The sequence below is a fragment of the Pseudoxanthomonas sacheonensis genome (assembly GCF_010093305.1).
Lineage (GTDB): Bacteria > Pseudomonadota > Gammaproteobacteria > Xanthomonadales > Xanthomonadaceae > Pseudoxanthomonas_A > Pseudoxanthomonas_A sacheonensis.
Window position 1 is genome coordinate 1 of record NZ_PDWS01000023.1, and the last position, 23,618, is coordinate 23,618.

General features: G+C 62.1%; 22 protein-coding genes. 13 read left to right on the top strand and 9 right to left on the bottom strand.

The window, feature by feature from the left end; genetic code table 11:
- A partial coding sequence (locus CSC73_RS16630; protein WP_211840915.1) for a CDP-alcohol phosphatidyltransferase family protein occupies positions 1 to 332 on the bottom strand: 332 nt, incomplete at its 3' end.
- Positions 333 to 422: 90 nt separating this feature from the next.
- On the opposite strand from CSC73_RS16630, the gene CSC73_RS16635 reads away from it, so the two are divergent.
- From CSC73_RS16635 to CSC73_RS16650, 4 genes are all read left to right on the top strand, one after another.
- Positions 423 to 827 (top strand): DUF4124 domain-containing protein, encoded by a 405-nt coding sequence (locus tag CSC73_RS16635; RefSeq protein ID WP_163842673.1) that lies wholly within the window; start codon positions 423 to 425, stop codon positions 825 to 827.
- A 3-nt stretch (positions 828 to 830) separates the two neighbouring features.
- Positions 831 to 1,109, top strand: coding sequence for a DUF4124 domain-containing protein (locus CSC73_RS16640; RefSeq protein ID WP_163842675.1), 279 nt, complete (start codon positions 831 to 833; stop codon positions 1,107 to 1,109).
- A 71-nt stretch (positions 1,110 to 1,180) separates the two neighbouring features.
- On the top strand, positions 1,181 to 2,875 hold the full coding sequence (locus CSC73_RS16645) for a proline--tRNA ligase (RefSeq protein ID WP_163842830.1): 1,695 nt from the start codon (positions 1,181 to 1,183) through the stop codon (positions 2,873 to 2,875).
- Between the two features lie 503 nt (positions 2,876 to 3,378).
- Positions 3,379 to 3,675: a hypothetical protein gene (locus CSC73_RS16650; protein WP_163842678.1), complete on the top strand. Its 297-nt coding sequence runs from the start codon at positions 3,379 to 3,381 to the stop codon at positions 3,673 to 3,675.
- Positions 3,676 to 3,721: 46 nt separating this feature from the next.
- Here CSC73_RS16650 and CSC73_RS16655 read toward each other — a convergent pair whose 3' ends face one another.
- The gene (locus CSC73_RS16655) at positions 3,722 to 4,981 is read right to left on the bottom strand and encodes a threonine/serine exporter family protein (RefSeq protein ID WP_163842680.1); all 1,260 of its coding nucleotides are present in this window, start codon (positions 4,979 to 4,981) and stop codon (positions 3,722 to 3,724) included.
- A 132-nt stretch (positions 4,982 to 5,113) separates the two neighbouring features.
- Here CSC73_RS16655 and CSC73_RS16660 point away from each other — a divergent pair, with 132 nt between their 5' ends.
- The 4 genes from CSC73_RS16660 to CSC73_RS16675 all read left to right on the top strand — a co-directional run bounded on the left by CSC73_RS16660 (position 5,114) and on the right by CSC73_RS16675 (position 8,723).
- Positions 5,114 to 6,229, top strand: a complete 1,116-nt coding sequence (locus CSC73_RS16660) for an ABC transporter permease (RefSeq protein ID WP_163842683.1) — start codon at positions 5,114 to 5,116, stop codon at positions 6,227 to 6,229.
- An 81-nt stretch (positions 6,230 to 6,310) separates the two neighbouring features.
- Complete coding sequence (locus CSC73_RS16665; RefSeq protein WP_163842687.1) at positions 6,311 to 7,150, top strand: ABC transporter ATP-binding protein; 840 nt, start codon at positions 6,311 to 6,313, stop codon at positions 7,148 to 7,150.
- Between the two features lie 2 nt (positions 7,151 to 7,152).
- Entirely contained in the window at positions 7,153 to 8,079 is a 927-nt protein-coding gene (locus CSC73_RS16670) for an MlaD family protein (protein ID WP_163842690.1), read from the top strand.
- A complete protein-coding gene (locus CSC73_RS16675; RefSeq protein WP_163842693.1) occupies positions 8,076 to 8,723 on the top strand; it encodes an ABC-type transport auxiliary lipoprotein family protein in 648 nt (215 codons plus the stop codon). The genes CSC73_RS16670 and CSC73_RS16675 overlap by 4 nt, the downstream gene beginning before the upstream one ends.
- 172 nt (positions 8,724 to 8,895) lie before the next feature.
- Here the strand turns inward: CSC73_RS16675 and CSC73_RS16680 are convergent, their stop codons facing one another.
- A complete protein-coding gene (locus CSC73_RS16680) occupies positions 8,896 to 9,510 on the bottom strand; it encodes an alpha-ketoglutarate-dependent dioxygenase AlkB family protein (protein WP_163842696.1) in 615 nt (204 codons plus the stop codon).
- Positions 9,511 to 9,578: 68 nt separating this feature from the next.
- Between CSC73_RS16680 and CSC73_RS16685 the strand changes: the two genes are divergently transcribed.
- Positions 9,579 to 11,198, top strand: coding sequence for an electron transfer flavoprotein-ubiquinone oxidoreductase (locus CSC73_RS16685; RefSeq protein ID WP_163842698.1), 1,620 nt, complete (start codon positions 9,579 to 9,581; stop codon positions 11,196 to 11,198).
- A gap of 7 nt (positions 11,199 to 11,205) precedes the next feature.
- Positions 11,206 to 13,281 carry a glycoside hydrolase family 99-like domain-containing protein gene (locus CSC73_RS16690; RefSeq protein ID WP_163842701.1) on the top strand — a complete coding sequence of 692 codons (2,076 nt, stop codon included), beginning with the start codon at positions 11,206 to 11,208 and terminating at the stop codon, positions 13,279 to 13,281.
- 119 nt (positions 13,282 to 13,400) lie between these two features.
- Here the strand turns inward: CSC73_RS16690 and CSC73_RS16695 are convergent, their stop codons facing one another.
- From CSC73_RS16695 to CSC73_RS16705, 3 genes are all read right to left on the bottom strand, one after another.
- Positions 13,401 to 15,743 (bottom strand): reprolysin-like metallopeptidase, encoded by a 2,343-nt coding sequence (locus CSC73_RS16695; protein WP_163842703.1) that lies wholly within the window; start codon positions 15,741 to 15,743, stop codon positions 13,401 to 13,403.
- Between the two features lie 145 nt (positions 15,744 to 15,888).
- Positions 15,889 to 16,515, bottom strand: coding sequence for a CoA transferase subunit B (locus CSC73_RS16700; protein ID WP_163842706.1), 627 nt, complete (start codon positions 16,513 to 16,515; stop codon positions 15,889 to 15,891).
- Positions 16,515 to 17,261 (bottom strand): CoA transferase subunit A, encoded by a 747-nt coding sequence (locus CSC73_RS16705; protein ID WP_163842709.1) that lies wholly within the window; start codon positions 17,259 to 17,261, stop codon positions 16,515 to 16,517. The genes CSC73_RS16700 and CSC73_RS16705 overlap by 1 nt, the downstream gene beginning before the upstream one ends.
- Before the next feature lie 111 nt (positions 17,262 to 17,372).
- Here CSC73_RS16705 and CSC73_RS16710 point away from each other — a divergent pair, with 111 nt between their 5' ends.
- The 3 genes from CSC73_RS16710 (at position 17,373) to CSC73_RS16720 (ending at position 20,069) form a co-directional block, all read left to right on the top strand.
- Positions 17,373 to 18,275, top strand: a complete 903-nt coding sequence (locus CSC73_RS16710; protein ID WP_163842711.1) for an ATP-grasp domain-containing protein — start codon at positions 17,373 to 17,375, stop codon at positions 18,273 to 18,275.
- A gap of 109 nt (positions 18,276 to 18,384) precedes the next feature.
- On the top strand, positions 18,385 to 19,131 hold the full coding sequence (locus tag CSC73_RS16715) for an electron transfer flavoprotein subunit beta/FixA family protein (RefSeq protein ID WP_163842714.1): 747 nt from the start codon (positions 18,385 to 18,387) through the stop codon (positions 19,129 to 19,131).
- Positions 19,131 to 20,069, top strand: a complete 939-nt coding sequence (locus CSC73_RS16720) for an electron transfer flavoprotein subunit alpha/FixB family protein (protein WP_163842717.1) — start codon at positions 19,131 to 19,133, stop codon at positions 20,067 to 20,069. Before CSC73_RS16715 ends, CSC73_RS16720 begins: the two co-directional genes overlap by 1 nt.
- 119 nt (positions 20,070 to 20,188) lie before the next feature.
- Here CSC73_RS16720 and CSC73_RS16725 read toward each other — a convergent pair whose 3' ends face one another.
- Genes CSC73_RS16725 through CSC73_RS16735 form a run of 3 tightly spaced genes read right to left on the bottom strand, consistent with a single transcriptional unit; the run spans position 20,189 to position 23,608 of the window.
- On the bottom strand, positions 20,189 to 20,755 hold the full coding sequence (locus tag CSC73_RS16725) for a methyltransferase domain-containing protein (RefSeq protein WP_211840916.1): 567 nt from the start codon (positions 20,753 to 20,755) through the stop codon (positions 20,189 to 20,191).
- A 50-nt stretch (positions 20,756 to 20,805) separates the two neighbouring features.
- Entirely contained in the window at positions 20,806 to 21,438 is a 633-nt protein-coding gene (locus CSC73_RS16730; RefSeq protein ID WP_163842722.1) for a CmcI family methyltransferase, read from the bottom strand.
- A gap of 40 nt (positions 21,439 to 21,478) precedes the next feature.
- A complete protein-coding gene (locus CSC73_RS16735) occupies positions 21,479 to 23,608 on the bottom strand; it encodes a glycosyltransferase family 2 protein (protein WP_163842725.1) in 2,130 nt (709 codons plus the stop codon).
- Positions 23,609 to 23,618 lie beyond the last annotated feature (10 nt).

The window sequence follows — 23,618 nt, forward strand, 5'->3', positions numbered from 1 at the left end:
CAACCCACCCGGCCCATCACGCTGCCGTCGAATTTCAGCGCAGAAAGCGCCCAGTGGTACATCACCAGCGCCGGCGCCATGCCGAAGCTCACCAGATCGGCCAGCGAGTCGTACTGCACGCCGAATTCGCTGCTGGTACCGGTCAAACGCGCCACCCGGCCATCGATGCCGTCCATCACCGCCGCGATGAACACCGCCACCGAGGCCTGCACGAACTGGCCGTTGGCCGCCGCGATGATGGCGTAGAACCCGGCGAACAGGCCCGCCGTGGTGAACAGGTTGGGCAGCAGATAGATCGTGCGCGAACGCGGTGCTTGCTTGTTTTCGTCCATGCGTCGCAGTTTAGCCCAAGCAGGCGGCTTGCCAGCCCGGCCCGGCGGTGCTGCAATCGCATCCTTCCCCTGATCCCCCTGGAGACCGCCATGCGCGCTCTGTCCACAAGCACGGTCCTGATCCGCACCTTCGCCCTGCTCGCCCTGGCCGGGGCCTGCACGACCGCCCTGGCCGGCAAGATCTACCAGTGGAAGGACGCCAAGGGCGTGACCCACTACTCCGACAGCCCGCCGCCGGAAGGCCAGGCCAAGGACCGCCGGATCGACAACCGCGGCGAACCGGCGCCTGCGGCGACCGTAGCCGGCAAGTCCGTAGAGAATCCCATGTGTACCACCGCCAAGCGCAATCTCCAGGTCCTTAGCGGCAAAAACGCGGTGCAGCAGGACAGCGACGGGGACGGCAAGCCCGACAAGACCCTGACCGAAGACGACCGCGGAAACCAGCGCAATCTGGCCGAAGCGGCGGTCAAGGCCTACTGCACTCCCGCCACCTGAACCATGCGTCTGGCCTGGGCCATCTGCGCAGGCCTGTTGCTGGGCATCGGCGTGGCCTGGTGGCTATCGCGCGAAGCGCCCGGAAAAACCGAGGCGAGGCAGCGGCGCGCCGAGCAGGCCGCCGCCGCCCAGGCCCGCGACGCCAGGCCCTCGCTCTACCGCTGGCGCGACGCTGCCGGTGTACTGCAGATCACCGATAAACCTCCCCCGGACCGGCCTTTCCAACGCATCGACCGCGAGCCCGACCGCGCCATCAAGGTCGAAGGCGACAGCGCCGACTGAGCGCAATCCCGCAATGTCCGGCCGCAGCTGGCAAAATGCCCGCTTCCCCACGCCGTGAAGAACCTTCCCCGATGCGCCTGTCGCAATTCCATCTCCGCACCACCAAGGAAACCCCCGCCGACGCCGAAGTGGTCAGCCATCAGCTGATGCTGCGCGCCGGTATGATCCGCAAGCTGGCCTCCGGACTCTACACCTGGTCGCCATTGGGGCTACGGGTACTGCGCAAAGTGGAAAACGTGGTGCGCGAGGAAATGAACCGCGCCGGCGCCATCGAGATGCTGATGCCCACGGTGCAGCCGAGGGAACTGTGGGAGGAAACCGGGCGTTGGGAGAAATTCGGCGGCCAGCTGCTGAAGATCCGCGACCGCAAGGACGCCGAGTACTGCTTCGCGCCCACCGCCGAGGAAGTGATCACCGATTTCGCCCGCAACGAACTGGCCAGTTACAAGCAGCTGCCGGTGAACTTCTACCAGATCCAGACCAAGTTCCGCGACGAAATCCGTCCGCGCTTCGGAGTGATGCGCGCGCGCGAATTCCTGATGAAGGACGGCTACTCGTTCCATCTGACCGAAGCCGACCTGGTGCGCGAATACAACAACATGCACGCGGCCTATAGCCGCGTGTTCACCCGCCTAGGCCTGAAGTTCCGCGCGGTGCAGGCCGACTCCGGCGCCATCGGCGGCGACGCCTCGCAGGAATTCCACGTGCTGGCCGATTCGGGCGAAGACGCCATCGCCTTCTCCACCGGCTCGGACTACGCGGCCAACGTGGAAGCCGCGCGGGCCGCCGAACCCGCACCGCGTCCGGCCGCCGCCGAAACAATGCGCAAAGTGGAGACGCCGACGCAGAAGACCTGCGAGGAAGTGGCCACGCTGCTCTCCATTCCTCTGCAACGCACGGTCAAGTCGGTCGCGGTGATGACCGAGGCGGGCTTCGTGCTGGCGCTGGTGCGCGGCGACCACGCGGTCAACGAGATCAAGCTGGCCAAGGTGCCGGGCCTGGCCGACTACCGCATGGCCACCGAAGCGGAGATCAAGGAATACCTGGGCAGCGAACCCGGCTTCCTGGGTCCGCTACAGCCGGCGAAAGAGATCCGCGTGGTCGCAGACCGCGAGGTGGCGGCGATGGCCGACTTCGTCGTCGGCGCCAACGAAGCCGGTTTCCACATCGCCGGCGTCAACTGGGGCCGCGACCTGCCCGAACCGCACACTGTCGCCGACATCCGCAACGTAGTGCATGGCGACCGCGCGCAGGACGGCGGAGAACTGCAGATCGCACGCGGTATCGAAGTGGGCCATGTGTTCCAGCTGGGCCGCAAGTACACCGAAGCGCTCAAGGCCACGGTGCTGGACGAATCGGGCAAGGCCGCCACCATGCTCATGGGCACCTACGGCATCGGCGTGTCGCGCATCGTCGCAGCGGCGATCGAACAGAACCACGACGAGGCCGGCATCATCTGGCCCGAGCCGATGGCCCCTTGGGCGGTCGCCGTCTGCACCATCAACCCGAAGGGCGATGCGGCGGTAAGCGACGCCGCGCAGAAGCTGTTCGACGATCTTCAGGCCGCGGGCATCGAGGCGGTGATAGACGACCGCGGCCTGCGCCCGGGCCAGATGTTCGCCGACATCGAACTGATCGGCATCCCGCACCGCGTGGTGATCTCCGAACGCGGCCTGGCCGCCGGCACCTTCGAGTACCGCGCGCGCCGTGCCAGCGAGGCGGAGAATTTGGGCCGCGATGAACTGCTGGCGAAACTGATCGGCTGAATCAAGCGCGGACCGCCAAATGTAACCCTTCCCCTGCTTGCGGGGGAAGGTGCCGAAGGCGGATGGGGGCGCTCTTGGCGCCATCTGTCTGAACAAAGCAAAAGCGTTTCGCGCTACGCGCGAGTCACTTTTCTTTGAACGGCAAAGAAAAGTAACCAAAAGAAAGCCGCCCTACGGCGCGCCCAACGATGAAGCCGTTGGGTTCGCATGCGAATCGGGAATTTCCGTAAGGCGCATCCTGCGCCTACGGAAACGGCGCACATCCCTGTGCGCCGCCCTTCGGGTTTACCCAATTCGCATGCCGCGCCTCACGGGGCTTGAGAATCAACGGCAACGGCAACGGCAACAAGCATTGCTTCCACTGTGGGTTGCTGCCAAAACACCAAATCCATCAGCAGACAGCTTTTTTGCTCCTGATCCCCATCCCCGTGAGTCGTGGCAAGCAGGTCGGGTAAAACCCCGAAGGGGCGGCGCACACGATGTGCGCCGTTTTCGGACGGCACATGGATGTGCCTTCCGAAAATTCCCGGCCTGCTTGCGGACCCGGCGGCTTTATCGCCGGGCGCGACGTTAGGGCGGCTTTCTTTTGGTTACTTTTCTTTGCCGTTCAAAGAAAAGTGACTCGCGCAAGGCGCGAAAGCTCTTACTCTAAGCCAAAGCCAAAGCCAAAGCCAAAGCCAAAAGCCAAAAGCCAAAAGCCAAAAGCCAAAAGCCAAAAGCCAAGAGCCAAAAGCCAAGAGCCAAAAAGCCAAAAAGCCAAAAGGCAAAATCAAGATGGATCCCGGCTTTCGCTGGGATGACGATTCATTTGTTAGCGGGTACCCACCTTCGCCTAGACCGCAAATTTCAAAGATTCTTCCGTGCCGGCAGCAGCAAATTTCCGAACAACAGCCCCGCGATCAGCGCCATCACGATATTGATCACCGTCAACAACGCCGAATTGCCGACCGCCAGATCCTGCTGCTGCACCAGGCTCAGCACACCCCGCAAACTATTACTGCCCGGCACCAGCATGATGATGCCCGGCACCCGGATGATCGCACCGGGCTTGTTGGCCCAGCGCGCGAAAACATTGCCCGCCGCCGTCAACACCAGCGCCGACAGGAATATCCCGACCTCCGTCCCCCAGGCCTGCCCCGCGTAACGCGAAATCAGATAGCCGCAGATCGCCGCCGCCATCACCCAGCCATAATCGCGGCGGTGCGCCTTGAACAGCACGGCGAAGGCATAGGCCGCCAGCACCAGCGACGTCCATTCCACCCATTCCGGCTGCGGGCGCAACGCGCGCACTTCCGGATACAGGCCCAGCAGCTGCGCCAGGGTCAGTGCGATCAGCGTACCCACCGTCAGCTTGAGAATGGTGGCGATGGCGCCGGCGAAACGCGCCGTGCCCGAGACCAGATGCTGGCTGGTCAGTTCGTTGACCGCGTTAGTCAACGTCATGCCGGGCAACAGCACCACCAGCGAAGCGATGATCACGCTGTTCAGATTGAGCGGCTGGATGAAATTGGAAACCAGCACCGCCACCATGCCGGCCATCAGCGCCGATACCGCATCGCTGGCTTCCTTCAATCGCGGACGCCGCTCGTTCAGAAGCGCCTGCACGCCGATCAGCAGGCCGATGAACGTGGCCGTGCCGATATCCAGCCACGGCAACCGCCATAACCCGGCCACCGCACCCGAGGCCAGCGCGAACGCCAGCAGCTGCGTCGCACGCCAACGCAGGCTGGGCTTGCGGTCCAGCGCGCGCAGCGCGGTGTGGCCCTGCGCGATGCTCATCGCCCCGCCGGCCACGGCTTCGGCGATGCGGTCGGATTCGCTCAGCTTGTAAAGGTCGTTTTCGCCCGGCGCCAAGCGGATCACCCGGGTGGTGTCGCTGGCTCCCAACGGTCGGGACGGATCGCTGAAGCTGAGGATCAGGCCAGTCGGATTCGACCAGGGTTCGCATTCCAGTCCCAGCCGGGTCGACAGCGCCACCACCGCCCCTTCCAGGCGCTGAGCCGTAGTCCCATAGGTATGCAGGCGGGCCGCCGTTTCGCATACGAAAGCGATGCGCTGGGCATAAGTAGCAGTGCTCGTGGCGGAGTTGGTTGCGGTTTGCGGCATGCGGCTAGTCTAGGGCCTGGGAATGGTGCGGATGGATGATGCCCGGCTCTTGCTGGCTATGCCACGATTCAGGAGGCCGGCTCCTCGCTTCTCCCGGCATGGGTAGACTGTATGCTCACCGATACGAGCGCTATGACCCAGACCGACGCCCGCCCCCGCTTCGAAACCGATGACGCCGATCCCTCGCGGGTACGGCTGGCGGGGCAATGGACCATCGCGACCGCACTGCAGGTCGCCGAGCGTCTGCGCGAGATCCCGGCCGGCGCCAAGGCCATCGATGCTACCGGCATTTCGCGCATCGACTCCGCCGGCGTACTGCAACTGCTGCGTCACGCCGCGCGCAACGACATCGCATTGGACGACCTGCAGTTCCGCGAAGAGCATCAGGCGCTGGTTTCCACCATCGAAGACGTGGCCGATGACCGTCCGAAGAAGAAGCGCGACTACGGCTTCGTGGCCGCGCTGGCGCGCCTGGGCTACCGGGTGCAGGACAACGGCAAGGAAATCGTGGCCCTGGTCAGCTTCACCGGCGAGAACCTGGTGAAGATGCTGCGCACCTTGAAGGAACCCAGGCGCCTGCGCGTCACCGCCACCGTCTTCCATATGGAACAGGTGGGCCTGGACGCGGTACCGCTGGTGATCCTGTTGTCCTACCTGGTCGGCGCGGTCATCGCCTTCCTGGGCTCGACGATCCTGCGCGACTTCGGCGCGGAGATCTACGTGGTGGAACTGGTCAGCATCGCTTTCCTGCGCGAGTTCGCGGTCTTGCTTACCGCCATCGTGCTGGCCGGGCGTACCGCCAGCGCCTTCACCGCACAGATCGGCGCCATGCAGAGCCGCGAAGAGATCGACGCGATCCGCACGCTCGGCCTGGATCCGATCGACCTGCTGGTGATCCCACGTCTGCTGGCCCTGCTGATCACCCTGCCGCTGCTCACCTTCATCTCGATGATGGCCGGTCTGGCAGGCGGCATTACCGTCGGCGCCTTCGATCTGGGCATTCCGCCGCAGATGTACCTGGCGCGCATGCACGAAACCCTGGAAGTACGGCACTTCTTCGTGGGCATGTCCAAGGCGCCGGTCTTCGCCCTGATCATCGGCCTGATCGGCTGCCTGGAAGGACTGCAGGTGGAAGGCACCGCGCAATCGGTGGGCGAGCGCACTACTTCGAGCGTGGTGCAGGCCATTTCGCTGGTCATCGTCCTGGATGCGTTGGCGGCGCTGTGGTTCATGAACATGGATTGGTGAGATGGAGCCGGGAATCGGGAATCGGGAATCGGGAGTGGAAACAGCCAAGCGTTTCACGGCAACGGGCGAGGGGCTTGCGTCTTGACTATTGCCGATTCCCGATTCCCGATTCCCGATGATCGCGAAGCGGTCATCCGCGTGCGCGGACTGGCCAACAGGTTCGGCGAGCAGACCGTGCACGAGAATCTTGACCTGGACGTGCGTCCCGGCGAAATCCTGGGCGTGGTCGGCGGTTCGGGCACGGGCAAATCGGTGTTGATGCGCTCCATCCTGGGGCTGCGCATTCCCAATGCCGGCGAAATAGAAGTGCTGGGCACCGATGCGCGATCGACCCGCCTGCAGGACCGCCAGCACATAGAGCGCAACACCGGCGTCCTGTTCCAGGACGGCGCGCTGTTCTCGTCTCTGACCGTGGGCGAAAACGTGCAGGTACCGCTGAAGGAACACCACGGCGAATTGCCCGACAGCTGGCGCTACGAGCTGGCGCTGCTGAAAGTGAAGCTGGCCGGGTTGCCGGCCGATGCGCTGAACAAGCTGCCGTCGCAGCTCTCCGGCGGCATGCGCAAGCGCGCCGGCCTTGCGCGCGCGCTGGCGCTGGATCCGCCGCTGCTTTTCCTGGACGAGCCCACCGCCGGGCTGGACCCGATCGGCGCAGCCGCCTTCGACCGGCTGATCCGCACCCTGCAGCAGGCGCTGGGCCTTACCGTCTTCCTCATCACCCACGACCTGGACACCCTGTACGCTATCTGCGACCGGGTGGCGGTGCTGGCCGACCGCAAAGTGGTGATCAATGCGCCGATCGCCGAAGTGGAGAAGCTCGACCACCCGTGGGTGCAGGAATATTTCCACGGCCCGCGCGCACGTGCCGCGCGCCAGGGCCGCGATGCCTACCAAGAACGAACCAAGCAAGAGGCGTCCTGAACATGGAAACCAAAGCCAACTACGTCCTCATCGGCGCTTTCACCATCATCATCGCGGCTGCTTTGTTGCTGTTCGGACTGTGGGCGGCGAAATACTCCTCCGAGCGCAGCTGGCAGGAGTACCAGGTGGTGTTCCGCGAAGCCGTCACCGGCCTGTCGGTGGGCAGCCCGGTGCAGTACAACGGCATCGCGGTGGGCTCCATCACCAAACTGTCGCTGGCGCCCAACGACCCGCGCCAGGTGATCGCCAGGATCCGCCTGGAAGCGACCACGCCGGTCAAGGCAGACACGCGCGCCAAACTGGCCATCACCAGCCTGACCGGTCCTTCCATCATCCAATTGAGCGGCGGCACGCCGCAGGCCCCGGCGCTCACCTCGGTCGACACGCGCGAAGCGCCGGTCATCCAGACCGCACCCTCGGCGCTGCAGAACATCACCGACACCGCCAACCGCATCGTCGAGCGCCTGGATCAGGTGCTGAGCGACCAGAACGTGGCGCACATCGCCACCACGCTGCAGAACCTGGAAACCATCAGCGGCGACATGGCCAACCGCGAAGAAGGCCTGCAGGCGCTGATCGCCAGCGCCCGCGATGCGGCCACCAACCTGGACCGCACCCTGGATACCACCAACGGCACCATCCAGCGCCTGGACCAGAACCTGGTGAAACAGCTTCCGCCGATACTCAACAAGCTGGAAAGCACTTTGGCGCGGCTGGATTCGGCGGCCGGCAACGCGGACGCGATCCTGGGCGAGAACCGCGCGGCCATCAACAGCTTCGCCAGCGACGGACTGGGGCAACTGGGCCCTACCCTTTCCGAACTGCGCAGCCTGATCCGCGACCTGCGCCAGGTCAGCGACCGGCTTGAAGGCAATCCCGCGCGCTACCTGTTGGGTCGCGACGCACCCAAGGAGTTCGAACCGAAATGAAATCGATGCGACTGCCCTTTCTTCGTCTTCTTTCCGTCGCCATGCCGCTCATGCTGCTGGCCGGCTGTTCGGTGCTGGGCAACGGCAAGCAGCGCGATCCGGTGACCATCTACGCGCCACAGGTGAAGGTATCGCCCGATCCTTCCTGGCCTTCGGTGACCTGGCAGCTGGCGGTGGCCAAGCCCACGGCCGCGCGCGTGGTCGACAGCCCCCGCATCGCGGTGCGCCCGGTACCCGGCGAGCTGCAGGTCTACAAGAGCGTGACCTGGTCGCAGCCTTCCACCGACCTGATCGAAGCCACGGTGCTGCGTGCGCTGGAGGACTCCGGCAAGATCCCCGCTGTCGCCCGCACCGGCAGCGGCATCCGCGCCGACTACCGGCTGATCATGGACCTGCGCCGCTACGAAGCCGATTACGCGGGCAATGCGGTTCCCTCGGCCACCATCGAACTCACCGCCAAGCTCCTGCACACCAGCGAACAACGCATCGTCGCCTCGCGCACGTTCCTGCAGGTGGAACCCTCCAGCGGCACGGAGGTGGCGCAGGTGGCTGCCGCTTTCGATCAGGCGCTGGAGAGATTGGGTGGCGAAGTCGTCGGCTGGGTGCTGACCACGGGCGAAGCGGACGCCAGCCGCAAGCGCTGAAGTCCGTACCCCTGCACTGCCCGGTGGGCGAACGAGCACATTTGAACCCGTTCGTGGTGAGCCTGTCGAACCACGCTTTTCGCTGGATATCCGATTCATTGAGGTCCGAAGCAAACCGCATAGAGCGTGGTTCGACAGGCTCGCCACGAATGGAATTGCGGAGGGTCGCCCTTCACTGCTTCAGGATCAGGCGAAACGTCAGATTGATGCGTTCCCCCACCGGTCGGGCCGTACGCGGCAACGAGTGCCTGTAGTTCGCCTGCGTGTCCCCGCGCATCACCAGCAGACTGCCGTGCGCCAACGGCAGTTCCAGTTTGCGCGACGGTTCCCGGCGATGCTTCAGCACGAAGCGCCGTGTCGCGCCCAGACTCAGGGAAGCGATCACCGGCTGCGGCCCCAGTTCGGATTCGTCGTCGCTGTGCCAGCCCATGTAATCGCGCCCATGGCGGTAGCGGTTGGCCAGAACGCTGTTGAACCGGCAATCCAACTCGCGCGCCAGCCGCCGGCGGAGCTCTGTCAGCGGCAGCGGCCAAGGCCTCGGTTGGAAACGGGTACCCGAATATGTGTAGGCCGCGTCTTCGTCGCCTATCCAGCAGCTCAGCCTGGGAGAGTCCACCTCACGGCCGAACAGGCGTATGCGGTGCGTCTCCCATTCGATCGCATCCCGCAACTCCGCAAACAGCGCATCGGCCTGCCCGGCCTGCAGCCAGTCCGGCGCGAACCAGAGTTCCGCGCCGGGCAGAGCCTGATCGTTACCATTCGTTGCAAGGGGACGCAGTACGGACATGGAGCCATGCTGGCGGATTTGCCCCTTCCTCCGCAAACGCCGAAAATAGCCGCAGCCGCAAGCCAGCCATGGAAACCCCGATGACCGATGCAGAACGCGATGTGATGGAGTACGACGTCGTCACCGTCGGCGCAGGCCCCGCGGGTCTGTCCTTCGCGATCCGGCTCAAGCAGATCAATCCGGACATCAGCGTCTGCGTGATCGAGAAATCCAGCACCATCGGCGCGCATATCCTGTCCGGCGCGGTGATCGAACCCGGTCCGCTGGATGCCCTGCTGCCCGGCTGGCGCGACGCGCCTCCGCCGATCTGCGTGGCGGCCAAGGAAGACGAGTTCTGGCACCTGAACAAAACCGGCGGACGCAAGTTCCCGTTCGTCCCGCCCGGCATGAACAACCACGGCAACTTCATCGTCAGTCTCGGCGCGATGTGCGCGTGGCTGGCGCCGCAGGCCGAGGCGCTGGGCGTGGAGATCTACCCCGGCTTCGCCGCCGCCGAAACCCTGCACGACGACCAGGGAAAAGTCATCGGCGTACGCATCGGCGACATGGGAGTGGCGCGGGACGGTTCCCATAAGCCCGGCTACACCGCAGGCATCGACATCCATGCCAAGGTCACCGTGCTGGCCGAAGGCGCGCGCGGGCATTTGACCAAGCGCCTGGTCAAACGATTCGCCTTGGACAACGACAGCGATCCGCAGGGCTATTCGATCGGCATCAAGGAACTGTGGCAGGTACCGGAAGGCCGCGTGTCCGCAGGAAAAATCGTGCACACGCTGGGCTGGCCCGCCGACAACCGTACCTATGGCGGCAGCTTCCTGTACCACCTGGAAAACAACCAGATCGCACTGGGTTACGTGAGCGGCCTGGATTACAAGGATCCCGGGTACAAGCCCTGGGAAGCTTTCCAGCAGTGGAAGAACCATCCGCTGATCGCGCCCCTGCTGGAAGGCGGCACGATCCTGTCGGCCGGCGCGCGCGCCATCGTCACCGGCGGTTGGCAATCGCTGCCCAAAGTCGAGATGCCCGGCGCGCTGCTGATCGGCGATACCGCCGGCCTGCTCAACGTGCCCAAGATCAAGGGCACCCACCAGGCCATCCGCAGCGGCATGCTCGCCGCCGAACACCTGGCGCAATCGATGGATCCGGCCGGCTTCGACGCGAAGCTGCGCGCTTCCGATGCGATGAAGGAACTGAAGCGGGTGCGCAACATCAAGCCCGGCTTCAAGAAAGGCTTGTGGTTCGGCATGTTGAATGCGGGCTGGGAAACCGTCACCGGCGGCCTGTCGCCATGGACGCTGAAGATGAAGCCCGACTGGTCCTCGCTGGACAAGCTGGGCGAACACGAGCAGCCCAAGCGCGACTACGTGCAACGCACCCTCGCCCCGCGCGACCGCCTGCAGGCCGTCTACTACGCCGCCACCGAGCACGACGAAGACCAGCCCGTGCACCTGAAGGTCGCCGACACCTCGATCTGCATCACCCGTTGCGCCGAGGAATACGACAACCCCTGCACCCGCTTCTGCCCCGCCAACGTCTACGAGATCGTTGCGGACGAAGCCGGAAAACGCCTGCAGATCAACGCCGCCAACTGCGTGCACTGCAAGACCTGCGACATCAAGGACCCGTACGAGATCATCACCTGGGTGACGCCGGAAGGTGGTTCGGGGCCGAACTACCAGAATCTGTAACCGTCCGATGGTTCCGACCCGCAATCAGTTCGCGAATACGCTCTTCAATGTATTGCGCTTCTCTTTTCGATTGCTGCCTCTTTCCGATGCACGCCGCGACTACGTGCGCCAGCGGTTCCTGACCAGGTTCTCCGGGTGGGTCCCGCAGACGCCACGCGGCTCTTGGACCGACTCTGGCGATAAGCACCGACCGTACTCGCGAGCCGACGCGCCTGCGATCGGCCACGTGCCTTACACAAGCAACAGCCTTCCCGAATTACTGCCCGCGAGGTTGGTTGCGTTCTTCTTGCCGCAATTCCACGTCATTCCGGAGAACGATGAATGGTGGGGAAAGGGATTCACCGAGTGGCGGAACGTAACGCGAGCACTGCCGCAATTCGAAGGACATGCACAACCCCGACTTCCAGGCGACCTGGGTTACTACGACCTAACCGCCCCAGGCGTCATGCATGAGCAAGCCCGCTTGGCACGCGAATACGGCATCGCTGCATTCTGTTCTTATTTCTACTGGTTCGATGGGAAAACCCTGCTGGACGCGCCGCTGCAGAACTGGCTGCATGACCCCGCGCTGGAGCTTCCGCTCTGTCTGTGTTGGGCGAACGAGAACTGGTCCCGGCGATGGGACGGCCGCAACGACGATATCCTGATCGAGCAAAATCATAGCGCGGCCGATGATATCGCCTTCATCAGCCATGTCGCCGAATATTTGCGCGACCCCCGCTACTTGCGTGTCGACGGCAAACCGATGCTGCTTGTCTACCGTCCCGGCTTACTGCCAGATGCGGCGGCGACCGCGGAACGGTGGAGGAATTGGTGTCGCGACAATGGAATCGGCGAGATCCACCTGGTTTACGTCCAAAGTTTCGAACGTCCCATTCCGGGGCGGATAGGCTTTGACGCAGCGGTAGAGTTTCCGCCCAACCTGCATCAACCTACCTCGATCGTAATGAAACAGCGCCTGATCAATCGGCACTACAACGGCCAAGTCGTCGATTGGCGCGAGCTTTCCAGGCAATTCCAAGAACGAGACCGGGCAAACTATCGCTTATATCCCGGCGTCAATTGCGGTTGGGACAATGAGGCCCGGCGATCCGGCAAGGGCCTTGTATATCTGCATGCGTCTCCGCGCAGATATGGCGACTGGCTGCAGCACGCCATCCGCCGTGTCCAGGACCATCCCGCCTCGGAACGCTTGGTCTTCGTCAACGCTTGGAACGAATGGGCTGAGGGAGCGGTGCTTGAACCCGACGCGCGTCTTGGTTACGCCTACCTCGGCGCCACCAGACATGCGCTTGCAGCATCGGTGAACGAGCAGGGCCTCGCGTCGAAAAGCACGGCAAGGAACCACGTCGTCGTCCATGCGTGGTATCTGGATGCCTTCGACGAAATAATGGAATCATTGCAGTCCAGCGGCGTCGATTGGCACATCACAGTGACCACGGGCGCGCATATAGCCGAAGAAATCAAGCAACGTCTTTCGGAAATGGGGATGTCTTTCGACCTCTTCGTCAGCGAGAATCGCGGGAGGGATATTCTCCCCTTCCTCAAAGTCGCCAACCGCTTGATAGACGAAGGTGTCGACGTAGTTCTCAAGCTTCATACGAAGCGATCCACGCATCTTGAAAACGGCAACCAATGGCGACAAGAAATGATTCGCCGGCTCATCGGCGGCGATCGTGCCCGCTCTATCTTGCGCGCCTTCGACAAACAGCCTGGGCTCGGCCTCGTCGCTCCAGAAGGACATGTGCGAACTCTTTCTGCACATGTGGGAAGCAATACCGAAACTGTTCAGTTTTTGGTGACGCGCCTTGGACTGGCAGCATCGGCGCCCGAAGCCGGGGCATTCGTCGCAGGCAGCATGTTTTGGGCTAGGCTCAGCGCATTGAGACCCTTGCTGGACGCCCATCTCGACGAGTCCGACTTCGAAAACGAAGATGGACAGATCGACGGAACAATGGCTCACGCCATTGAACGGATATTCACTTGCGTTTCGGCGGATGCCGGTTATCGCATGACGTGCGCGGACGACCCCGACGGTCCGGATGCCGTACCCGGTTCCTCCAGCTATCCTTACGCGAGTTGAAGCACCCTGAATACGTCTTCACCGACGCGACGCGCTTCTTCTCTCCATCTTTCCGGCTTTTCTGCGGACAAAAGAAAGCCGGGCTGAATAACCCGGCTTTCTTCATCGCTTACGCTCGGTCAGGTTGGCGGCGCCAACTCGAATTCCCAGGTCAGGTCAGTGCCAGTGGGATATAGCGCAGTGGCGATCGAGGCCAAGTAGGTTTGGAAACCGTCCGCACCGTTCATGACGAACACCTCCGTTTTACCCGACCCACCCTGCTTGTAGATGGCATACACATCCAACTTGCCATCTTTATTGTAGTCGCCAACCTTGAAATTCCACACGTTGCTCGAACCGGTAGCGTAAAGCACGGAAGCCGTATTCAACAGATAAGATTGGAAGTTGGTTGCACCATTGAGTACATGGACTTCGGTCTTGCCCGAAGCGCCGTTCTTGAAGATCGTATAAAGGTCGAGCGTGTTATCGGCGTTGTAATCGCCCAAGGCAAATTCCCAGGCGTAATCGGTGCCCGTGTTGGCCAGGGTCGTCGCAGTGTGGGCCAGATAGGTCTTGAAATTGTCCGCGCCATTCAAGACATGGATTTCCGTTTTTCCGGAAGCGCCCACTCGCAATATGGCATAGATATCCGGCTTGCCGTCCTTGTTGTAATCGCCAGCCTTGAATATCCAGCGATTGTCCGAGCCGGTCTGCGCGAGCGGCGTAGTGCCGTGATAGAGGAAAGTCTTGAAACGATCAGCGCCACTCAGGACGTGCACTTCCGTGGTATTGGAGGCGCCCACCTTGAAAATCGTGTACAGGTCGGACTTGCCGTCTGCGTTGTAATCCGCGAACTGGAAATTCCAAGCCTTGTCGATACCGGTGCGCGCCAGACCGGTTGCCGTTCCATAACTGAATCTGGAGAAATTATTGGCGCCGTCCAGCGGGAATACTTCGGTGAAGTTCGAAGCACCCATTTTGAAGATGCTATACAGATCAAGCTGGTTCTCGAAAGGCACTACCGCCTGCCGGAAGGTCGCCACTACCGGAATTGTCTGATTCAGGCTGCGTGCGTTGTCGGTCTGATCGGCCACACCGCAGGCCAGATTACCAGCCGGCCCACACTTCAGAACCAGCGGATTGGAGAAGGTGCGGTAGAAATTCTGGTTGTTATCCCCATACGCCATGATGGTGTAGAAGTTGCCGTTGGCCTCGGTCGTCTTCATACCGAACGAATACGGATAACGGCCGTACAACAGGCTTCCGTCCGTCTTCTTGGAGTTGTCGCGATCGTGGGCAGAGCCCATCAGGTGGCCAAGTTCATGGACCAGCGTTTCCGCAGCACAAAAATAGCTGTTGCCATCGGTGCCGGTGTCGTTGCCGTCGCTGATCACCGCGAATCCGAAATCGTCGTCTGTCGTTGGATTGATCGGAGTCTGATCGGATCCATTCAACCAGGCGATACCGCAGCCATCGTTTTCCGGAGTCTGAAACTTGCGAACCAGCACTGCCAGATCGGCACCGTACTGATCGCGCGCCGTCCGGATCGGTGCTAGCGATGCCGGAACCGTCACAGTCGTTGTTCCGTTGTGGCCGGTAAGCTCACCAAGTGCGGCCTTGTTGGTCGTGGTATCCGTGTAGTCGACCTGCACGGCATTCACCAAGCGCAAAGCGCCGGTTATCAAGCTGTTGGTGAACGCCTGATTGCCCACGTCGATCAGGAAGGCCAGACGCGTTACCGCTGCCGACTGGCTGCCCTGTGCAGTTGCGAATCCTGCGGTATATCCAATCGCGACATCAACAGTACTGGCAGGTGTGGCAGCCTTCGTTTCAACCGCCGACTGAGACACCTGCGCTTTCGTGGCCGATGCCAACAGCGCCGAGCGCAGAGCCAGCGCCGGTGGCACCATCATGTCGGTTCGGCTATTGGGGTTCTTGACCTTGGAAAGGTCGGTCTGCACTGCGTACAGCTGGCCGCCGCGCGTCTGCAGACTGAGAGGAGCGCCCGCTTGCTGCGGAATCGAGCCGTAGACCGCGTCTTCACCGAAGGTCAGGATGGCTTCCTGCTTCTGGTCGCCGCCTATGACGCGGCCGATCCAGGTCCAGTTGCCATCGGGATGTTCGACATGGCGCTCATAACGCACCTTGACCTGCGACCCATCCGGGGACGGAATGGACATGACGCCATCAACGACGGCCTTAAGCGCATGCGCTTCGCTGATTGCGACCGGGTACCAGGTGTAGGCGCCTTCACGCTTGATCGCGGCGCCTTTGTTCTTGTAGCTGATCAGTTCGCCGCGATCCGGGGCGTTGGCGACCGACCGGGAAGCTTGGCGTCCCGTCTGCACCGAAGGCAGTCGTTGGGCAGTGCGGGCAGCAGCCGAGGCGGCGCCCCGCTGATCGCCGAACTTAGTATCGGGAGCTTCGGCAGTGCAGCCGGCCAGACATACCAACAGAGCGCAAGCGCCTACGCGAAACTTCATGAGAACCCTCAACCCGACTGAATTTATTGCCCCTGATGGCAAACTATAACCCGCGACCCCGCTTAACAATAGTGAGAGCGGTCGCGGTTATCCGGCATATTTGGGCCTTATACAGGTTAAGCCGACGCGGGGCTTATTGTTCCTTTCAGGTGAAACCGACGCCCGTTTTGGCTTCCAGATCGTCTCGGGTCACTCCTTCGGCCGATTCCACAAGCACCAGCCCTTTGGGGGTTACGTCGAATACCGCCAGGTCCGTGATGATCCGGTTCACCACCCCTACCCCGGTCAAGGGAAGATCGCATTCGGGAAGAATCTTGTGGCTGCCGTCTTTCGCCACATGCTCCATCAACACCACGATGCGCTTGACCCCGGCCACCAGGTCCATGGCGCCGCCCATGCCCTTGACCATCTTGCCGGGCACCATCCAGTTGGCCAAATCGCCCTTGTCGGTGACCTGCATGGCGCCCAGCACGGCCAGATCGATGTGGCCCCCGCGGATCATGGCGAAGGAGTCGTGGCTGCCGAAATAGCTGGCTCCCTTGCGGGCGGTGACGGTCTGCTTGCCGGCATTGATCAGGTCGGCGTCGATTTCGTTTTCGGTCGGGAACGGGCCGATGCCCAACAGCCCGTTCTCGGACTGCAGCCATACATCCATACCCTCGGGTATGTAATTGGCCACCAAAGTCGGCAGGCCGATACCCAGGTTCACATAGGCGCCATCGGTCAATTCCAGGGCGGCGCGCTGGGCCATCTCGTCGCGGGTCCAGGCCATCAGCGGGTTCCTCCGGTCACGGTACGGTTTTCTATGCGCTTTTCAGGATGGGGGTTGTGCACCAGGCGGTCCACGTAGATGCCGGGCGTATGGATCTGGTCGGGGTCCAGTTCGCCCACCTCCACGATGATTTCCGCTTCGGCGATGCACACCTTGCCCGCGGTGGCCACGGCTGGATTGAAGTTGCGCGCGGTCTTGCGATAGATCAAGTTGCCAGCGGTGTCGGCCTTCCAGGCTTTCACCAGCGACACATCCGCCTTCAATGCGGTTTCCATCACATAGTTGAACCCGTCGAATTCCCGCGTTTCCTTGCCCTCGGCAACGATGGTGCCGTAACCGGTGCGGGTGAAGAACGCCGGGATTCCCGCCCCGCCGGCGCGCAGGCGTTCGGCCAGCGTGCCCTGCGGGTTGAACTCCAGTTCCAGTTCGCCGGAAAGATATTGCCGTTCGAATTCCTTGTTCTCGCCGACATACGAGGAAATCATCTTGCGGATCTGGCGCGTGGAGAGCAGTTGGCCAAGGCCGAAACCGTCTACGCCGGCATTGTTGGAAATGGCGGTCAAGCCTTTGACCCCACTGTCGCGCAAGGCCAGGATCAATGCTTCGGGAATGCCGCACAAGCCAAAGCCGCCAACCGCCACGATCTGATCGTCGGCGACGACGCCCTTCAGGGCCGCATCGGCGCTGGGATAGAGCTTGCTCTTGGCTCCGCTACGCGAAGGCGAGGAGGCGACCGCTTCGACCATGACCTTATCCGTTCGGGAAATTGCCGGTCATTTTAACCGGCTGCCCGCAACGCACACAGGTACTTTCGGCCAATACCCACCGGCGAACGCGGCCGCCCTTAAACTTGGGCCATGAAGACACTCGCTCTGATCACCGCGGTCGCCGCCACCGGTCACGATGAAGACCTTGCCCCCATGCTTGAAGCCTGTGCCCGTGCCGGCCTGCGGGCGCGCGCGGTCGCCTGGGACGACGCCACGGTCAGTTGGAGCCGCTTCGATGCGGCGCTGCTGCGTTCTCCCTGGGACTACACCGAACGCTTGGCGGAATTCCTGGACTGGTGCGACCGCGTGCAGCAATCCACCCGGCTGCTGAATCCGCTCGATGTCGTTCGCTGGAATACGGACAAACACTACCTTGCCGATCTGCAAGCGGCCGGTGTGCCGGTTGTACCCACCCTGTTCGTGGAGCCGGACGCCGAGCCCCTTGAGGCGTTGCAGGCCTTCCTAGCAGCGGAAACAACAGAAGAATTCGTGGTCAAGCCTGCTGTCAGCGCGGGCTCCCGCGATACCCAGCGTTATTCCCGCGCACAGGATTTCGCAGCCGGCAACCATATCGCCCGGCTGCTTGAGCAGGGGCGCAGCGTGATGCTGCAGCCCTACCTGTGTTCGGTAGACAGCGCGGGCGAAACCGCATTGATCTACTTCGACGGGCAATTCAGCCACGCTATCGGCAAAGGTGCGCTGCTGCGGCCCGACCAGCCCGCCACTACCACGCCCCACGCCACCGGCCAGATAACCCCGCGCGAAGCCGACCCGGCAGAACGTCGACTGGCCGAAGGCGTCCTCGTGACAATGCAACGTGTGCTGCAACTCGCCCGGCCGTTGGCCTATGCCCGCATCGATCTGATCCGTGACGACGCAGGCACCCCCCGGCTACTGGAGCTTGAGTTGACCGAGCCTTCCTTGTTCTTCGCCCAGGCTCCCGGCAGCGCCGAGCGATTCGCGGCCAACCTGGCCCGCTGTTTGAACGCCTGAACCGTACGCACTCGCACGGCCTGCCCCCGACCGGTAAAATCCCCGGCCTGCCCTCGGCCAGCCGCCGCGATGCCGGGCCTCCCCCTCCCAGCCCAGGAATTCCCGCAGGATGAAGATTCTCGTCGCCTACAAGCGCGTGGTGGACTACAACGTCCGCGTCCAGGTCAAACCGGATGGTTCCGGCGTGGTCACCGAAGGCGTCAAGCTTTCGGCCAATCCCTTCGACGAAATCGCCCTGGAAGAAGCCCTGCGGCTACGGGACAAAGGCATCGCCACCGAAGTGGTCGTGGCCACCATAGCCCCGCCCGACGCCCAGGCGCACCTGCGCAATGGCCTGGCCATGGGCGCCAACCGCGCCATCCACGTGGTCGTCGACGGCCCCATCCAACCGCTGACCGCTGCCCGCACCTTGCTCAAGCTGGTGGAAAAGGAACAGCCGGACCTGGTGATCCTGGGCAAACAGGCCATCGACGACGATTCCAGCCAGACCGGCCAGATGCTGGCCACGCTGTGGGGCCGCCCGCAGGCCACTTTTGCCAGCAAGCTCGAGATCGCGGATGGCAAGGCCACCGTGACCCGCGAGGTCGATGCCGGCCTGGAAACCCTGGAAGTGGACCTGCCGGCCGTGGTCACCACCGACCTGCGCCTCAACGAGCCCCGCTTCATCAAGCTGCCCGACATCATGAAGGCCAAGAGCAAGCCGCTGGAAAGCATTCCTTTCGCCGACCTGGGCGTGGATAGCGGCGACACCCTCAAAACCACCCACTACGCCGCCCCCGCCAAGCGCGGCAAGGGCGTGATGGTCAAGGACGCGGCCGAACTGGTCGCCGCACTCAAGCAGAAGGGGTTGCTGTAATGAGCAAGGTATTGGTCATCGCCGAACACCTGGACGGCAGACTCAACGCCGCCACGGCCAAGACGGTCAGCGCCGCGCTGGCGCTGAAGCCCGATTCCATCGACGTCGTCGTGCTGTCTGCCGATCCGGCCGCGGTCGCCGCCGAAGCCGCCCAGATCGCCGGCGTGGCCAAGGTGCTGACCGTGGCCAACCCGGCCAATGCGCACGCCCTGGCCCAGGTACTGGCGCCCCAGATAGCCAAGCTGGCGGCCGGCTACACGCACGTTTTTGGGCCCTCCACCACTTTCGGCAAGGATCTGATGCCTTGCGTGGCCGCCCTGCTGGGCACCGCCCAGGTTTCGGACGTGATGTCGGTGGAAGGCAGCCACACCTTCAAGCGCCCCATCTATGCGGGCAACGCCATCATCACTGTCGAAGCGCCGACCGATCACCCGGTGGTCGCCACGGTTCGCACGGCCTCCTGGCCCGAAGCGACCAAGGGTGGCAATGCAACCATCGAAGCCGCTTCGGTGGCAGCCACGCTACCCACCCACACCCGCTTCGTCGGCCTGGCTGCCGGCAAGTCTGACCGCCCTGACCTGCAGAGCGCCAAGCGCGTGGTTTCCGGCGGCCGCGGCGTGGGCTCGGAAGAGAACTTCAAGATCATCTACGCCTTCGCCGACAAGCTGGGCGCGGCGGTGGGCGCTTCGCGAGCTGCCGTCGATGCCGGCTATTGCCCCAACGAAATGCAGGTGGGACAGACCGGCAAGATCATCGCCCCCGAGTTGTACGTGGCCGTCGGTATCTCGGGCGCGATCCAGCATTTAACCGGGATCAAGGACGCTGGCACCATCGTGGCAATCAACAAGGATGCGGAAGCGCCGATTTTCGAGATAGCGGATATCGGATTGGTGGGCGATTTGTTCAAGCTGCTGCCAGAACTGGAAGCGGCACTCTAGCGCGATCCTGATACCGAGCAGAGGCCGGCTCTGACCGGCCCCTACTCGTGGGCGCTGCAGCATTCTGCCGGGCTCAACTCACATTGCCACGAGAAGCACGAGGACATACACGCGCTTTGCTACTTGCTGCTCGGGTGCAGATTGAAGGCAAAACGCATGGCGAAACTCGCCAACCGCGCCCTCACAGACGCTTTCTTCTTCCGGAAAACGCCTACGGTGTCACCCCAGTGACTGCTGCCTGGATCTGCGTGCGGCTCCCAATCGGTATGAACTTCCACAAGTTCGCAATCGCCCAACTTCGCCAATGCCGCATATCCATCCGGGTAGAAACGCCAGCAATCCTGCGGATATCTATGCTCGGGGCCTCGGGACGGCGCGATGAGAAACACCAATGCGCCCGGTTTGGCAATCCTCAGCATTTCCAACCATGTCTGCCAGAAATATTCGATGTGTTCGAACGCCTGCCCGGACAGCACAAGGTCCGATGACGAAGAGGCAATAGGCAATCGGTAGGGGCTGGTCAGCACAATGTCCACGCCAGGCCCGGCTGCCAAGTCCACACCCAGATATTTCCATTCGGGACTGTTGAATATAGTCCGGTACGAGCCGTTCACATCGTAGGAACCGATATCGACGATCGAAAGCCTGGACGCCGGGTCCAGATACTTGCCGGACAGGCGCTGCATGTGTTCGTAGGAACTATTGTGCACGGTGAGACCCTGAAATGAGGAACAGGTTAACTTCTTAACAGGAATCCCTTGGGATTCCAGGTGACCACGAACGATTCCATTTCGCGGTCCGATTCAAAATCCTTGTTTTCGGCCAGGAATGTTTCGATAGCTTCGTAGGCGCCGGGCTTGGGGCCCGTGTCCAAGCCATGATGGCAAATCGAATCTTCCACGACGAAGTAGCCACCAGACTTGACCAACTCCGCGTACTCACGCAGTACCGCAAGGGTGTTCTCGTAAGTATGCGAACTGTCTTCGATGACCAGCACATCCTCATTGCTGGCGATCAGGGATTTCACTTGGGGCCCCAGCGCAACGGCATCGCCTTCGATGAATTGGATACGGGGATGCCGGATTGCCGTTGCATGCAGATTGCTGTGGTCGATATCAAGGGCAATGATGCGCCCATGTCCCACCAGATCCAGCAGATGCGCCAATGCCAGCGTACTGCCGCCGAACTTATTCCCGATCTCCAGGATAACGTCCGGACGACGCGCGGTGACAAGCTCCTGGTATACCCAGAAATCAAGAGGGTTCTTCTGGGTGGGAACTCCGAAATAGGAGGTCTTGGTCACTATGCGATTTTGCATGGCGATCAGGACATCCTTCAGCGGAACCGCTTCGCTTTCTTCAAGAAACATCTGTATGCATCCTTTTTCCTGGCACGCCATTATAAGGGCCTTAAGTGAATCGCAGTTCCCCGCTCGACATCGGCCGCGACGCTTCTTGCCAGCGTCGCCGTCTTGCCGTGTCCCGCTCCACCAGACGGTCCACCTCTCCATCCCACCGCGGAACTCCACCGGGCACGGGCAGGCCGCCTAGGTCATCTTCGCAGTGGTCGACGAATTCTGCGTATGGCGTCCACACCGTAGACAAGCCTGCCGCATTGGCCCGCAAGCAAAAATCGACACTGCAATAGGGCTCCGCCAAGGTCTCATCGAAGCCTCCCAGCATTTCAAACACCGAACGGCGCACTGCCATGCAGCAAGACGGGACGCCGGAAACGTTCTGAGCAAGGCGCGCCCTATTCGCATGTCCCAGATGCTGACCCGACATCCCCTGATGGGGCGCATGTATCGCGCCTTCGCGGTCGACGACATAACCTCCATTGCGGATTCGTCCATCGCGTCCGTACAGCTTTCCGCCCACCACTCCCACATCCTCGCGCGCCGCCTGCGAGACGATCTCTTCGAGCCAACCCGAAGATATTCCTTCGACCGTCGCATCCAGAAACACCAGCACTTCAGCCTGCGCGCGGGAGGCGGCGATGTTTTTCGCCTGACCCTGGCCTCTGATCGTTTCACCGATGATGGCCGCCTCAAGAAACTCCAAACTTATCCGGCTCGCACTGGCTGCGTCCAGGCATTGCTGCCGGAATGCTGCCGATAGTCGGCTACCCGTCAAGACGATCAACGAAACCCTCACTCCCCCCTCAGCGATAGGAAAAACGACACGTAGGCTCCCCGGCAATCGCAAAAGCGGCGTCACGTAGGCATCGCGACTTCCTTTTCGACCAAGAGCGTCTTCGACAGCCCGTATCGCAGAATCCAACGCATAAGGCTTGGCCTCCGCAGAGACGGCGGTCGAAGTGCTGGTCGTCCTCCAGTGATACATGATTTTGGGTATGTGGCCGATGCGATTCGCACCCGAATGATCAGCCACTCTGAGCGCTAGGTCCCAGTCCTGGCTTCCCTCGTAACCTTCGCGGAAACCTCCAAGCCGCTGGACGATCGCCCGCTTGTACGCAGCCACGTGGGAGACGCAGTTCTGGGCACGGATAAGCTCCGGATTGTAGCCAGTCTTCAGGAATGGGCTCCTGCGGCACCCCTTTACGTCGATTTTGTCCTCGTCCGTGAATACCAGATCCAGTTCCGGCCGCAACGCGACAGCCGTGGCCAATTCGGCAAGCGCCATCGGGTGCAATTCGTCGTCATGGTCCAACGGCACTATGTAGATGCCCGTTGCAAGCGACAGTGCCGTATTCGTGGCCACGGAAATATGGCCATTCGACTCGCGTGCCACGAACTTGATGCGCGCATCTTTGAGCGCGAAGGCGCGAATCGTCTCATTCACCCGCATATCCGTGCTGCAATCGTCGACGATGCAAAGTTCCCAATCGGGGCAGGTTTGGGACAGCACGCTCTGGAGGCATGCACGCAAGAACGGCACATCGGGGTTATAACTAGGTACCAGAACGGAAAACAGTGGCTGCCCGGGAACCGCATCGGAGCGCGGAACGGCAGTGGGATAACGACTCTGCGACTCGGCCAATTCGAGGTTGGATTCTGCGGCTTCGAAACCCGTACCCGCGTATCGTCCATAAAGCCAGTCTCCCAACCCGCGTCGCCCACGACGATGCAGAATGACGATCATGCAAGACAATGCGTGCATCGGACGTGGGCGAAGCTCGCGCACTAGCAAGAAGAAGGAAATGCGCGCCAAAGATGCTCTGTGCAAACCAATTACGACAGGCTGTGGAATCCCTTTCGATTGCCAGCCGATCCTGATCCTAGTCGGGGCTACCGGGAGCAGCAGTATGCCCGACAAGACTCCGGTCGCACTAACCGTCATCCTCTCCAGCGAAATGCGGTCCGCCTCCCAGAATCCATCGCCATAGTCCACATGCACCACGACATTTCGCTCCTGCCACGGCCCGGATAGTTGGATCCGGAACCAGCCGGGCCCCAGTAACGACACGCCCGTGCTGTCCAAAACGACATGGTTTTCGAAGAGAGAAGGTTCGCAATCCGCCAAAACACCCGCAAGCAGCATCCCGGCGTTCTCAACTGATTTGTAGGCTTTCGATCCCATCCGCTTATGG